Source organism: Lysinibacillus sp. RS11, from assembly GCF_042019215.1.
GTDB classification, from domain to species: domain Bacteria; phylum Bacillota; class Bacilli; order Bacillales_A; family Planococcaceae; genus Lysinibacillus; species Lysinibacillus xylanilyticus_A.
Window position 1 is genome coordinate 3,558,128 of record NZ_CP168124.1, and the last position, 13,846, is coordinate 3,571,973.

A 13,846-nucleotide genomic window follows, 5' to 3' on the forward strand; every position below is an offset into this window, starting at 1 on the left:
GTACAAAAAAGGGATAAAGTCATTCAGACCGAAGCCCTGACCGTATCCCTAATTTCTCTCAAACCCTTATCCCTAAAGGCCTGAAACCTGCTTTTTGGACGTCCCAGGAGGGATTCGAACCCCCGACCGACGGCTTAGAAGGCCGTTGCTCTATCCTGCTGAGCTACTGAGACATGATGTCATCTCTATATAAACTATATTAACGACAATATTTATTATATGTGCTTTAAAGCATAATGTCAACATTAATTTTACTATGAAGGCAAGGTTTGCCTCATGATAAATATTATATGATTTCATATACCCCTTTATGCCATTTCTCAAAACTACTTTTGCTAATCATAACAGATTTTTTACTAAAATAAAAAAGCAAAAAAACTGGAGGATCCTAAAGTGTTTGAATGATTTAGTAGTGTCGTAACTGGTGATGCACAAGGGATTGGCAAAGACATTGTATTAGCATATGCACGAAATAATGCCAATGTTGTAATAAGAATAAAACAGATTCACTTCTTTCATAACTGGGAGTACCTCAGAGTATTCTACACTAGAAAGAATATTAGAAGGAGTTGATATACATTGTTTTCATATCCATATGGAGATTATGGCAATCCTTTAAGCGCGCTATATATTGCTCCCAACACTCAATATACCGCACCAATTCGCCATTTTTTGAAACCTCAGAACGATTGCCGGCGCTGTATTAGTAAAGCTGAAGCTGATTTTATGGCAATGAATCGTTTATTATGGATGGAGCACGTCAATTGGACGAGGATGACGATTATCAGTATTGTCTTTGGTTTACCTGACTTACCCTTTGTGCAGGAACGGCTGCTACGAAATGCGACTGACTTAGGTAATTGCCTACGTCCATTTTACGGTGACCAAATTGCTGATCGCTATTCTGAGCTGATTAAAGAACACCTTATTATTGCAGCACAGTTAGTTACTGCAGCTGCTAAAGGGGATGCAGCAACAGCAGAGGCAAAAGAAAAGGAATGGTATCGTAATGCTAACGAAATTGTAATATTTTTGAATCGAATAAATCCATACTTGAGTGTAGAGGACTTGCAAAAAATGTTCTATACGCATTTAGCTTTAACAAAAAAAGAAGCTGTAGCAATGATTCAGAAAAATTATCAAGCAGATGTACAAATTTTTGATGTCATTGAGGCCGAGGCACTTGCTATGTCGGATATGATTGCTAGTGCCATTGTGATGCAATTTTGCTATCTTTTTTATTAATGTTATTAATAAAACCAGCTTTTTTGACAAAGTTAATTTGTTAATAAAGCTGGTTTTTTATTTCCACTATCGGTGGATAAATTCTAGCCTTTTGTATTTTTGAATAATGAGCTATTGGATGAATTCCTTTTGTTGTTTCATTCACAAAAGGAGCTAGTGTATTGCTTACGATATCAATGTTGACCCGTTGCAACTGCCAAGGCATATGACTTATATCTATGCGAAATAAGGAATTTTTCCATTTCGACCAAGAATGATAACGTTCCACCAACCATTTTTCTAAGGTAGAACTCATTATTGCACTAGAAATCGGTTGATAGGAAATCTTCAACCTTTCAGCCAGCGCTCCGTGATGTAAACTTGTAAAAGAAAAATGGTTTCCTCTTTGTTTTAAAGATATTTTTGAATGGCGATAGGATAGACTGGCTTTTGTAGCTATTTGTACAATAAAACGATTTGTAACATCTAAGTTAAAAAAATAAATACCTTTCATGCCGTTATATGTAACATATGTACGGACATTCAGCTGTAAATAGGAATCCATCCCAGGGAATGGTGGTAAAAATCTCAGCCGTTGTCCTTTTACTTTAAAAAGGACAACACTAAGCCAAGCGTTATTTTCATAGAGATCCAGTTGCAATTCTTGAGGGATGTACGGCTCTATTTCATTAGGTGATATTGGCCAATGTAGAAACAACACATCCTGCCATATTTGCGTCATAATCCACGGTTTGCTCCACATAAAATAACTCCCTTCTGTAGTAAAATTCTTTCCTACAAAGGAGTTATTCAAACGAAAATGATTATTTTTGTTCTGAATCGAACGTTTCTTTTTCAACATATTTGTAATATAAATTGCGTAATTCGGATTCTTTATAATTGCCTAAATGACTTTTATATTGTGGATGCACCAAAATTCCATGGTCTCGAAGTTGCTTAACAAACCAACCTTTTGAATACTTATACACGTCACGCATTCTCCTTCACATATATTCATACATAGCGTATGCTTCAGAGTTTTATGTGGTTACGGTTATTGTACATAAAAAAACGAAGGAATTTATCCCTCGTTTTTAACTTATGTGCCACAAAAAGTACGATATGGTTGGTTAGATGGTGTTGGTAAAGTAGCATATTCCTGCTGCTCCTTAGTATGTGCAAAAGGCTGTGCAAGAACATTCAGTAATCGTTCCATTACACTGTAGTCTCCACATTCAACAGCAGCCTCTAATGCTTCTTCTACACGGTGATTTCGTGGAATTACTGCTGGATTATGATTCCGCATTAATTGGTGAGACATGGCTGTTGTTTCCTGTTGTCTTTCACGTCTTCCAAGCCATTTCTGATGCCATTCTTTAAATTCTTTTGCACTAAATAACGTTGATTCATCAAATTTATCGAAGGTTAATGCAATAAATGTATTCGTATAGTCTGCCTGATACTGCTGCATTAACGATAGAAACTCTTCAATTAGTGCTACGTCCTGATCTTCTTCGTTAAACAACCCAAGTTTTGCTCGCATACCTGTTAACCAGTTTGCATAATACAGCTGTGGATATTGTTGTAATGTCTCTTGAGCTAGGTTTATGGCATCTTCCTGATTTTCATCGATTAATGGTAATAATGATTCAGCAAAACGTGTTAAATTCCATCCCCCGATATTAGGTTGGTTACCGTACGCATAACGACCTTGTCGATCAATCGAGCTAAATACTGTCGCTGGATCATAGATATCCATGAAAGCGCAAGGACCATAATCAATCGTCTCCCCACTAATGGCCATATTATCTGTGTTCATGACACCATGGATAAAACCGACTAGTTGCCATTTTGCAATGAGAGTTGCTTGCTTCTTCATGACTTCCTGAAGTAGATAGAGATAGCGATTTTGAGCTTGATCAACATTTGAAAAATGACGCTCCAAAGCATAATCTGCCAAAGCTTTTAGCTCCTCTTCAGTTCCCCAATTTGCTGCGTATTGGAAAGTTCCCACTCGCAAATGACTACTTGCAATACGAGTTAAAACTGCACCAGGGAGCTTGGTTTCACGAATAATCGTTTCGCCTGTAGTGACGACAGCCAAGCTTCGAGAGGTTGGAATACCGAGTGCATGCATTGCTTCACTAATAATATATTCACGTAGCATTGGACCAAGTGCTGCTCTACCATCTCCACCTCGGGAATAAGGGGTTCTTCCTGAGCCTTTCAGCGCGATATCAAATCGTTCATGATTTGGTGTTAATTGTTCTCCTAACAACAGCGCCCTTCCGTCTCCTAGCATATTAAAATGCCCAAATTGATGACCAGCGTAAGCTTGCGCAATAGGCGTGCCACCAGTTGGGCTGTTGTTACCCGCAAAAATCGCGACCGCTTCTTCTTTTTGTAGAGCATTGAAATTTAATCCAAGTGACTGTGCTACCGCTTCATTTAACACTACTAATTTTGGTGAACGAACTGGATTTAAAATGAGCGATGTATAAAAAATGTTTGGTAGGCGGGCATAGCTATTATCAAAATTCCATCCTATTGTATTGTCCATGTTTTCTCCTTTGTCGTTTATAGTTATTTTTTCTCCTTCATCATAAACAATTCATAGCCATTTTTACCATTTAGCTTTCTGCTAATAAAACAAAAACGCTTTGAGTTATTTTAACCTAAGCGTTTTTGTTCCATCATTTTCGTATAAACTTGTGAGTGGAAATACAATGATTATCATCCGTAAAGAACTTTACTTCAAAATACGTATTTTCAATCTCGACAAGGGCAAAGCTTTTTTCTTTACGACCACGTGGTTTTAATAAGCTCCCCGGATTTAAAAATAAGACATCCTCAATCATTTCAGCAGCAAGTATATGAGAGTGACCAAAACACACAATTTGCGCGTCTACTTCTTTTGCACGATATGATAATGACAAGATTGAAGTTTTAACATTGAATAAATGACCATGTGTTACAAAGACTGTTACGTCCTCTAAATCGAATACTGCTTCATCTGGAAAAGCTTGATCAATGTCACAATTCCCTCGCACTTTCTTCATACCATCCAATGCTTTATGTGAGAATGGAAGCTCACTATCTCCACAATGAATGAAAGTATCGATATTTGGATAGAAGCCACGAACTTTTTCAATCACATCACTATCGCCATGTGTATCACTCATGACTAGTATTTGCATGGATATCACCTCTTATTTTATAAGATTTGGCAATTGTTCCTTCAACTTACGAATCGCATTCCCACGATGGGAAATTGCCCCCTTTTCTTCGGCTGTTAGCTCAGCCATCATACGGTTTAAGCTTTGGACAAAGAAAACAGGATCATAACCAAATCCATTTGTACCACGTTTTTCGTGTGCAATGACACCTTCACAAGTACCAAAAACTGTTGTCGTTTCAAAACCTGGCCCTGCAATAGCAATGCAACAGCAGAAACGTGCTGTACGTTTTTCATCTTCGACATTTTTTAGGTTTTCTAATAGTTTAACCATGTTTGCTTCATCATCATGATCACCAGCATAACGTGCAGAATAAACACCTGGCTCACCATTTAATGCGTCAACAGCTAAGCCACTATCATCAGCAATAACAATTGTGTTTAGCTCTTTCGCCAATGCTTCTGCCTTTAAGATTGCATTTTCCTCAAAGGTAGTGCCTGTTTCTTCTATTTCCATTTCTGGTGCAACATCAAACATCGTTACTACTTCATAGCCAAGTGGACCAAATAATGCTTCGAAATCTTTTGCTTTTCCTTTATTTTTAGTGGCAATCACTACTTGATTCATGTTATTCATTTCCTCCCACTTTGTTAGCCAAATCACCTAGTGTCTCTTTTTGAAGTGCAATCAATTGTTGAATGCCCGCTTCACCTAACGCCAGTAGTTCATTTAACTCTTCACGAGAGAAGGTTGCTTCTTCACCTGTCCCTTGTAGCTCAACAAATCGTCCTGCTCCTGTCATGACGATATTCATATCTACAGCAGCAGCAACATCTTCAACGTAGTTTAAGTCTAAAATTGCTCCATGATCCTCTACAATACCAACACTTGTTGCAGCTAAATAGTCTGTCACCGGGAATTTAGCTAATTGTTTTTCTTCTGCAAACTTAGCAATTGCTTGCGTCATCGCTACAAATGCGCCTGTAATTGAGGCTGTACGTGTGCCTCCATCTGCTTGAATCACATCACAGTCAATCCATACAGTACGCTCACCAAGTGCTTCTAGGTCAACTACAGCACGTAATGCTCGACCAATTAAACGTTGGATTTCCATTGTACGGCCATTGACTTTGCCACGAGATGATTCGCGTGGTGTACGTTGTGCTGTTGCACGAGGTAACATCGAATATTCTGCCGTGATCCAACCTTTACCTTGTCCACGTAAAAACCCAGGTACCTTATCTTCAATCGTTGCTGTACAAATTACTTTTGTATTGCCTACTTGAATTAAAACTGAGCCTTCCGGGTGTAATAAATACTCACTATCTATTTTCACGGGACGCAGTGCATCTACATTTCTTCCATCAAATCTTGTCATCATTTTTTCCTCCTAAAAACTTTCGCGCCCTCATCTTACCATAATTTTATCCTTCAAAAAAGTACTCAGTCCCTTATGTACATTGCTAAAAACGGCAAAAATCAGCTTAGCCCATTGCTAAGCTGATTTTTTATTTTAATGTAATACGTTTTATATTGAGAGTTCCTTGCTCAAGCCAATTTTCAGCAATCGAACGGAAAATTGGAACAGAACCGGTTGCAAAAAATTTATGAGCAGGCACTGCATCTTGGTCAGCCAAAGTACCATTATACGCAAGCATTTCTTGAACATCCTTTGCTGTTTCCTCTGCGGAAGATAGTACAAAGACTTCTTCTCCGACCACAGCTTCAATTTGCTTTTGCAATATGGGATAATGTGTACATCCTAGTATAACTGTATCAAATTGTTCATTTTTCAACGACTTTAAGCCTTCTTCAATTAGTTTATTTGCAAATTCACCTTTATATTCGCCACTTTCTACAAGTGGTACGAATGTTGGACACGCCAATGGAATAATATGTGTTGACGTATTCAGTGACAATAATGCTTCCTCATACGCCGCACTTTTAATTGTTCCTTCTGTTGCAAGCACAACGACTTCATGTCGCTTCGTTTTCTTTACAGCTGCACGTGCGCCAGCATTAATAACGCCTAGTACCGGAAAAGGCATATTTCTTTGTAAACTTTCGAGTGCTACTGCAGTCGCTGTATTACAAGCAATGACGAGCATTTTGATATTCATTTTCTCTAGTGCTTTTGCCATTTGCCAAGTGAAGTTTCGTACTTCCTGACGAGTTCTCGGACCATAAGGACATCTTGCTGTATCACCAATATAATAGATCGTTTCATTTGGTAATCGCTTCATTATTTCTTTTGCTACGGTTAAACCGCCTACTCCTGAGTCAATAACGCCTATCGGGGCATTCATACTTTCCGCCTCAATCCTGTTTCATGTGTACATGTAGTTTTTCTAAAAAGCTTGATAATTGCTCGACTTCTTGTTCGTTAAAACCAACAAGCTTTTCTTGCAAATATTGCTGTCTTTTTTCAATTACTTCTTGAATAATACGTTCGCCTTTTTCGAGAAGATGAACAACAACGACACGACGATCATTTTCGTCACGCACACGTTTGACTAATTCATTTTTCTCCATTCGGTCCACTAAATCTGTCGTTGTACTAAAAGCTAAGTATAATCGGTTTGACAAGTCGCCAATTGTTATATCTCCAAGCTCTTCTAACCACTGTAATGCAACAAATTGTGGCGGCGTAATCGCATATTGTGAAACAATTTCTCTTCCTTTTTGTTTCACAATGGCCGCTATATAGCGTAATTCCTTTTCAACCGTTGTAACGGTTTCAGGTGAGTGCTTTGTTACTTCATCCGACATATAACTATTTCACTCCTAAAAATACGTTGAATAGTTCTATTTTGTCGTTTTTTTTCTGAAATAGCAAGTGTCCATTAGTCTAATTTGAATTCTTCTAAGCGTAACAGCTCAATTAACGCCTGAGATCGATTTGTTACACCTAACTTTTGAATTGTGTTGGAAATGTGATTTCGCACTGTTTTTTCACTAATACCAAGTTGCTCTGCAATATCCCTCGTTGTTTTTTCAGCTAATAAAAGCGCAAATATTTCACGTTCTCGGTTTGTTAAAAGAGAACGATGATGAGAGCCATTCATTTTCAGTTACACCCTCCTCCCCCGCACGTATTGTAACTTATGTTAAGGAACGAGGAGCGGTGACGGCTATTTTGATGAATATCACATGTTTCCTGAAAAAATTTGAAAATCGTTTCCATAAATCCGTAAATTCATGTGAAATGGCAATTTCATCAGCTGAAATGTTTGTTAATAGCGAAAAAATACCCTATTACTCACTATCTATTTTTTAGCTCCGTAATCTCAATAGTTTGAATCGACTTTTCTGTTACAGAATCGCCAGGCTAACGAGTTGAGCCCTTGTTTCTTCAGATAGAGGTACACTCTTCCCAGTCCGAGGATCCATTTGCACTATCGTACCACGACCCGTAAAGCAAACCTCATCATGTTGATTTTTCGCTAAATAATGGATATCCATCGATGAGCTTCCTACTTTCGCTATCTTCGTATAAATTCTTAGGACGTCATCAAAGAAAACTTGCTTCACGTAGTCACACTGTAAGTCGGCTACGATTGGAATACTATCCACAGTTTCATCACTTGCTGATGGCATTAGAATTCCTAAATGGCGAAAATAATCAATTCGTGCCTGTTCAAAATATGTAAAACTAACTGTATTGTTCATATGACCGAACATATCCGTTTCTGAAAAACGTACACGCACCTCAGTTAAAAACGAAAAATCCTTTACCCATTCCTGAAAATCTCCAATATAACTTGCTTTCATCTTAGCCATCCCCCTAATTTTGATTCACTTCTTCTAAGTAACATACAGAATTAGCGAACAATAATGAATATATATTCATTATATAAGAAAACGTTAAATTGTCATATAAAATCCGAATTTTCACTCACTTTTTTTCAACAAACTGCCTTATCTGCGGGATCAGTCAACTATCTTTATTCAATCATTACTCCTTTGCTTAAGCTGTATTTGTAAGAGTACTGTCTTTATATCAAACAATTAGGGGAGGCGCAATGTGAAGCTTCCTCAAGCGCTTCGCCGATTGACTACTGGGTCTCCTTCACAAATATCCTAAAGAACTCTTTTAGTTTATTAATCTTTATCCAATAACGCCACTTAGGATAGAATAGCCTGTAAATCACTTATTTTAAAATAGAAAAAACTCCCTCACACATTTAGTGTAAGGGAGTTTGGGCGTAAAGCTCGTACTATTAGTCTACGAAGTGGTCAGAACCGAAGAAGTTACGGAACATTTGCACTGTAGTTGCACGGTTTAATGATGCGATAGATGTTGTTAAAGGAATACCTTTTGGACAAGCAGCTACACAGTTTTGTGAGTTACCGCAGTTTGCAAGGCCTCCATCACCCATAATTGCATTTAAACGTTCGTCTTTAATCATGGCACCCGTTGGATGAGTGTTGAATAGACGTACTTGTGATAATGGTGCTGGTCCGATGAATGAAGCTTTTTCAGACACGTTTGGACACGCTTCCATACATACACCACAAGTCATACATTTAGATAATTCATAAGCCCATTGACGTTTACCTTCTGGCATACGTGGACCTTCACCTAAATCATAAGTACCATCGATTGGAACCCATGCTTTAACTTTTTTAAGTGCATTGAACATACGTTCACGGTCAACTTGTAAGTCACGAATTACTGGGAATGTTTTCATAGGCTCAAGGCGAACTGGTTCAGTCAATTGATCAATCAGTGTTGAACAAGATTGACGAGGACGGCCATTGATAACCATTGAACATGCACCACAAACTTCTTCAAGACAGTTCATGTCCCATGCAACTGGTGATGTTTTTTCACCATTTGACGTAACTGGATGCTTTTGAATTTCCATTAATACAGAAATGACGTTCATACCATGACGGTAAGGAACTTCGAATTTCTGCCAGTAGCCATTGCCACCTTGTGTATCTTGACGTAAAATTTCAACTTTTACCATTCTTCCAGTATTAGCTGCGATATCCATAATTCTTAGTCTCCTTTCGCAGAGTAATCACGTTTACGTGGCGGGATTAATGAAACGTCAACTTCTTGGTAAGTGATGATTGGCTCACCAGTAGTTGGATCAAATTTCGCCATAGTTGTTTTTAAGAAGTTCTCATCATCACGTTCTGGGAAATCTGGCTTATAGTGAGCACCACGAGATTCGTTACGTAATAATGCACCTTTTGTCATTACTTTCGCAAGTAGTAACATATTTTTAAGCTGACGTGTAAAGTGTGCACCTTGGTTGCTCCACTTTTGCGTATCGTTGATGTTGATGTTTTCCCAACGTTTTAGAAGATCATCAAGTTTTTTCAATGTATCTTCTAGTTGGTTGTTGTAACGTACTACTGTCATAGTAGCAGTCATCATTTCACCAAGCTCTTTATGAATCAAGTAAGCGTTTTCTGTGCCATCCATTTTCATGACAGCATCCCATTTTGCTTGCTCTTCTTTTACGCGAGCATCATAAATTTCTTGCGGAAGATCTTCAGCATGCTTTTTAAGATGTTTAACATAATCAACTGCGTTTGGACCAGCAACCATACCACCATAGATAGCAGATAATAATGAGTTCGCACCAAGACGGTTTGCACCGTGTTGAGAGTAATCACATTCACCAGCTGCAAATAAACCAGGAATCTCAGTCATTTGGTTGTAGTCAACCCATAATCCACCCATTGAATAGTGAACTGCTGGGAAAATTTTCATTGGTAATTTACGTGGGTCATCACCTACGAATTTTTCGTAGATTTCAATGATACCACCAAGTTTTACATCTAATTCATGTGGATCTTTATGAGAAAGATCTAGGTATACCATGTTTTCGCCGTTAATACCAAGTTTTTGGTTTACACAAACGTCGAAAATTTCACGTGTTGCAATATCACGTGGTACTAAGTTACCATATGCAGGGTATTTTTCTTCTAAGAAGTACCAAGGTTTACCGTCTTTGTAAGTCCAAATACGTCCACCTTCACCACGAGCTGATTCTGACATTAGACGGTTTTTGTCGTCTCCAGGAATAGCTGTTGGGTGAATTTGGATGAACTCACCATTCGCGTATGAAGCACCTTGTTGGTAAACGATAGAAGCAGCAGAACCTGTGTTGATAACAGAGTTTGTTGTTTTACCGAAGATAATACCAGGGCCACCAGTTGCCATAATAACAGCGTCTGCACGGAATGATTTGATTTCTTCAGTACGCATATCTTGCGCTACGATACCACGACAAACGCCGTCAGGATCGACTACTGCACCAAGGAATTCCCAGTGCTCATATTTGTTCACTAAACCAGCTACTTCGTGAGAGCGAACTTGCTCGTCTAGCGCGTATAGTAATTGTTGACCAGTTGTCGCACCAGAGAATGCTGTACGGTGCATTAAAGTACCACCGAAACGACGGAAGTCAAGAAGACCTTCTGGAGTACGGTTGAACATAACACCCATACGGTCCATTAAGTGAATAATACCAGGGGCTGCATCACACATACCCTTAACTGGTGGTTGGTTTGCTAAAAAGTCCCCACCGTATACTGTATCATCAAAGTGGATCCAAGGAGAATCCCCTTCACCTTTTGTATTTACCGCACCATTAATTCCGCCTTGCGCACATACAGAGTGTGAGCGTTTTACAGGAACTAATGAGAATAAATCAACTTCAGTACCAACTTCAGCTGCTTTAATCGTTGCCATCAGACCAGCTAGACCACCGCCGACAACAATTATTTTGCTTTTCGCCATGATTATTTCTCACTCCTCTTAAAAAATTGCAATGATTGAATGGACTCTATAGTATCTTCAATTATATTAAACGAAAGATAAAATAGCAGCCACACCAACTACACTTAGAATTACGAAAATAATGTTTGTTACGTAAGTAGCAATCTTTTGAGACTGAGGAGATTGTGTAATACCCCAGCTTACTAGGAATGCCCATAAACCGTTTGATAAGTGGAAAGTTGCTGATAAAATACCAACAATATAGAATCCAAGCATAAATGGATTCGCAACGATATCTGCGATCATATTGAACTCAACATCTGCACCTAACGCTTTTTGGATACGCGTTTGGAAAATATGCCATGCAATGAAAATCACTAAGAATACACCAGTGAAACGTTGTAATGAGAACATCCAGTTACGGTATGTACTGAAACGCCCTGTGTTTGGTGAAGCAGTGAATGCAATGAAGACACCATAGAATGCGTGGAACAATAATGGGATATAAATAATTACCCATTCCATTACTAACAGAAGACTATGTGGAATTAATTCCATCTTACCTACTGCATCATTGTAAGCTTGTTCACCACCAACAGCAGTGAAGTTCATTGACAAGTGGAACATCAGAAACAGACCTACTGGAATGACACCAAGTAGAGAATGTAAGCGACGCCATAAAAACTCTCGATCTTTCGACAAGACTGTTACCCCCCTTAGTACTTAAAATAGCACAGCAAAAGAAGTCATCATTTTGTAAATGATACCTCATTGACTGTGTATTTCATCATGGTACAATATTATGACATGTTTATTGTACTCTCAAGAGCTACGAGCGTCAAGGCAACTCGACGTTTTTCGCAGCCCTTATTAAAGAAATAATCTAGTACTTGGTGCATCGTTTTTTCTCGAAAAAACTACCTTTACTTTATTAACGTCAAATTTTAAGAAAATTCTAAGAAAGAAGGATTTCAATGTTAAACACTTCATCTCCTACAATCTCATCATTTGGTTATGAGATAATCCGCGATCATATTCTATCTACCATTCTTGGCAAACATGAAGATGACGTCCTTTATTGGGCAGGAAAAGAGCTTGCTCGAAAGTTTCCATGTAAAAGTCAAGATGAACTTATCGCATTTTTCGCAGATGCCTGTTGGGGTAATTTAGAGCTTATGAAAGAATCGAAGGATGGACGTATCTTCCAACTGACAAATGATCCAACACTGTTACAAATCGGTTTACGTAGCTTTAGACTTGAAGCAGGATTTATAGCTGAACAAATCCAGCAAGCAAAAGGTTATTTAACTGAATGCTATGATGAAAAGCGTGAAAAGCAACAGCACGTTATGTTTACAGTAAAATGGGACGTTAAAGAGCGAATCATGAACACCGTTCCAACAGAATAAAACGAAAAGGATTGTCGTTCCAAATTGATGGATGACAATCCTTTTCTAGTTGAAAAACAAAATGCTCAAGGAAATCTTTGTATGGCTATTCGGCTGGTTTTAGCCTTCGTTCCTCTTATTGCTGATCCCCAAGGAGCGTCCAGCCTCCACTCCATTCAACCACTTCACAATAGTATGTATCTTCTGGCATATAGTGATAAAACAAAACTTAAGCAACATCTGTTTTCTGGGTGAAAGCGGAGTGTCAGCGGTAACAGGTGTACAATCTTGTCACTGTTATAAGTCTTTTCTGTTCAATTTATGATGAGTAGCCTGGAACGGGAGCCACCTTCATCTAAAGCTTTACAACATTCAACTTAATTTAAAAGGACACCTTAATTTCATTGACATAATAGTTTTTCAAGCCCGATTGATGAAGACTAATAATCAGTTGGAAAGAAAAAAACCACTAATTAAAGTTTTACTTTATAGTTGAGCATGTCTTTCTTTTAAAAGTACATCTATTAACGACATAAATGCTTCCAAAATATTAAGTGAATGTTGAATCGTTTCCTCTAAATTAATAATTGACAACTCATTAACTAATTTTTGAGCAGCCGTATGTACTAATTCATGAGGTTGTTCTATACGACGAAACTCTGGTAAATTCTGATATTGCTCAAAATGTCCATAATACCATTTCCCAAACGCACATTGATGATGCGTTTTTAACGCTTCTTTATGTCCTGCCTTTTGAATAGCATTTCGCAAAAAACTAGCATGATCCATTAATCTTGCTGACAATTGGCTGATTACCGTTTGCTCTGAGGGCTTTTGAATTGTCGGTGCAATAACATGTAACATTTCAAATACTTGATTCTGTATTATTTCCGAGAAGTCACTTGTATGTGATAATTCTGTCATTGTTATAGCTAAACGATCTACAGCTACTACATTTTCTTCTGATACAGTTGTTATTTGATGAATTCCATGTGCTACTTCTTCAATATTTTTACTTGTTACTGTCAAATTAGCAATATTACCTTTCATGATACTTAAAAAATCAGTGAAGTAATGTTCGACTTGTTCAATATTTTTTAATGTATTATGTAATTGCTTATCGATGATTGATCGAATCTTCGTCATTTCTTGCAATGAATCTTTCGAGCTATTAGCTAACTTTCCTACCTCCATCGCGACAACATTGAAGCCCTTCCCTTGCTCACCTGCACGTGCAGCTTCAATAGAGGCATTTAAGGCTAGTAATTGTGTTTGATCGGCAATCCCTGTAACACTTTTACTAATATCATTCATTTTAA

The 13,846-nt window shown here is 38.1% G+C and carries 16 protein-coding genes, 1 tRNA gene and 1 pseudogene; 2 read left to right on the forward strand and 16 right to left on the reverse strand.

What is annotated here, in order from left to right; genetic code table 11:
* Positions 1 to 99: 99 nt before the first annotated feature.
* Positions 100 to 173: transfer RNA gene (locus AB9L17_RS18295), tRNA-Arg, on the reverse strand.
* 406 nt (positions 174 to 579) lie between these two features.
* Here AB9L17_RS18295 and AB9L17_RS18300 point away from each other — a divergent pair.
* Positions 580 to 1,245 carry a hypothetical protein gene (locus AB9L17_RS18300; protein ID WP_375199592.1) on the forward strand — a complete coding sequence of 222 codons (666 nt, stop codon included), beginning with the start codon at positions 580 to 582 and terminating at the stop codon, positions 1,243 to 1,245.
* A gap of 40 nt (positions 1,246 to 1,285) precedes the next feature.
* Here the strand turns inward: AB9L17_RS18300 and AB9L17_RS18305 are convergent, their stop codons facing one another.
* The 13 genes from AB9L17_RS18305 to AB9L17_RS18365 all read right to left on the reverse strand — a co-directional run bounded on the left by AB9L17_RS18305 (position 1,286) and on the right by AB9L17_RS18365 (position 11,841).
* Complete coding sequence (locus AB9L17_RS18305) at positions 1,286 to 1,987, reverse strand: YqjF family protein (RefSeq protein WP_375199593.1); 702 nt, start codon at positions 1,985 to 1,987, stop codon at positions 1,286 to 1,288.
* A gap of 61 nt (positions 1,988 to 2,048) precedes the next feature.
* The gene (locus tag AB9L17_RS18310) at positions 2,049 to 2,222 is read right to left on the reverse strand and encodes a DUF2639 domain-containing protein (protein ID WP_375199594.1); all 174 of its coding nucleotides are present in this window, start codon (positions 2,220 to 2,222) and stop codon (positions 2,049 to 2,051) included.
* A 101-nt stretch (positions 2,223 to 2,323) separates the two neighbouring features.
* Positions 2,324 to 3,784 (reverse strand): protein adenylyltransferase SelO, encoded by a 1,461-nt coding sequence (locus tag AB9L17_RS18315; protein ID WP_375199595.1) that lies wholly within the window; start codon positions 3,782 to 3,784, stop codon positions 2,324 to 2,326.
* A 133-nt stretch (positions 3,785 to 3,917) separates the two neighbouring features.
* Positions 3,918 to 4,421 carry a metallophosphoesterase gene (locus AB9L17_RS18320; protein ID WP_375199596.1) on the reverse strand — a complete coding sequence of 168 codons (504 nt, stop codon included), beginning with the start codon at positions 4,419 to 4,421 and terminating at the stop codon, positions 3,918 to 3,920.
* A gap of 12 nt (positions 4,422 to 4,433) precedes the next feature.
* Positions 4,434 to 5,027 (reverse strand): XTP/dITP diphosphatase, encoded by a 594-nt coding sequence (locus AB9L17_RS18325; RefSeq protein ID WP_068983908.1) that lies wholly within the window; start codon positions 5,025 to 5,027, stop codon positions 4,434 to 4,436.
* Between the two features lies 1 nt (position 5,028).
* Positions 5,029 to 5,778: a ribonuclease PH gene (gene rph / locus AB9L17_RS18330; protein ID WP_375199597.1), complete on the reverse strand. Its 750-nt coding sequence runs from the start codon at positions 5,776 to 5,778 to the stop codon at positions 5,029 to 5,031.
* Between the two features lie 130 nt (positions 5,779 to 5,908).
* Positions 5,909 to 6,706 carry a glutamate racemase gene (gene racE, locus AB9L17_RS18335; protein WP_375199598.1) on the reverse strand — a complete coding sequence of 266 codons (798 nt, stop codon included), beginning with the start codon at positions 6,704 to 6,706 and terminating at the stop codon, positions 5,909 to 5,911.
* A gap of 10 nt (positions 6,707 to 6,716) precedes the next feature.
* Positions 6,717 to 7,169: a MarR family winged helix-turn-helix transcriptional regulator gene (locus AB9L17_RS18340; protein ID WP_068983911.1), complete on the reverse strand. Its 453-nt coding sequence runs from the start codon at positions 7,167 to 7,169 to the stop codon at positions 6,717 to 6,719.
* Between the two features lie 74 nt (positions 7,170 to 7,243).
* Positions 7,244 to 7,465, reverse strand: a complete 222-nt coding sequence (locus AB9L17_RS18345) for a helix-turn-helix domain-containing protein (protein ID WP_004226437.1) — start codon at positions 7,463 to 7,465, stop codon at positions 7,244 to 7,246.
* Between the two features lie 247 nt (positions 7,466 to 7,712).
* A complete protein-coding gene (locus AB9L17_RS18350; RefSeq protein WP_375199599.1) occupies positions 7,713 to 8,171 on the reverse strand; it encodes an acyl-CoA thioesterase in 459 nt (152 codons plus the stop codon).
* A gap of 449 nt (positions 8,172 to 8,620) precedes the next feature.
* On the reverse strand, positions 8,621 to 9,373 hold the full coding sequence (gene sdhB, locus AB9L17_RS18355; protein WP_375200812.1) for a succinate dehydrogenase iron-sulfur subunit: 753 nt from the start codon (positions 9,371 to 9,373) through the stop codon (positions 8,621 to 8,623).
* Positions 9,374 to 9,405: 32 nt separating this feature from the next.
* A complete protein-coding gene (gene sdhA / locus AB9L17_RS18360; protein ID WP_375199600.1) occupies positions 9,406 to 11,160 on the reverse strand; it encodes a succinate dehydrogenase flavoprotein subunit in 1,755 nt (584 codons plus the stop codon).
* Positions 11,161 to 11,226: 66 nt separating this feature from the next.
* The gene (locus AB9L17_RS18365; RefSeq protein WP_068983915.1) at positions 11,227 to 11,841 is read right to left on the reverse strand and encodes a succinate dehydrogenase cytochrome b558 subunit; all 615 of its coding nucleotides are present in this window, start codon (positions 11,839 to 11,841) and stop codon (positions 11,227 to 11,229) included.
* Between the two features lie 272 nt (positions 11,842 to 12,113).
* Here AB9L17_RS18365 and AB9L17_RS18370 point away from each other — a divergent pair, with 272 nt between their 5' ends.
* Positions 12,114 to 12,548, forward strand: coding sequence for a YslB family protein (locus tag AB9L17_RS18370; RefSeq protein ID WP_068983916.1), 435 nt, complete (start codon positions 12,114 to 12,116; stop codon positions 12,546 to 12,548).
* A gap of 465 nt (positions 12,549 to 13,013) precedes the next feature.
* Here the strand turns inward: AB9L17_RS18370 and AB9L17_RS18375 are convergent, their stop codons facing one another.
* Positions 13,014 to 13,451, reverse strand: coding sequence for a CZB domain-containing protein (locus tag AB9L17_RS18375; RefSeq protein WP_375200813.1), 438 nt, complete (start codon positions 13,449 to 13,451; stop codon positions 13,014 to 13,016).
* 45 nt (positions 13,452 to 13,496) lie between these two features.
* Positions 13,497 to 13,838 (reverse strand): annotated as a pseudogene (locus AB9L17_RS18380) (methyl-accepting chemotaxis protein); the annotation flags it as partial.
* Positions 13,839 to 13,846 lie beyond the last annotated feature (8 nt).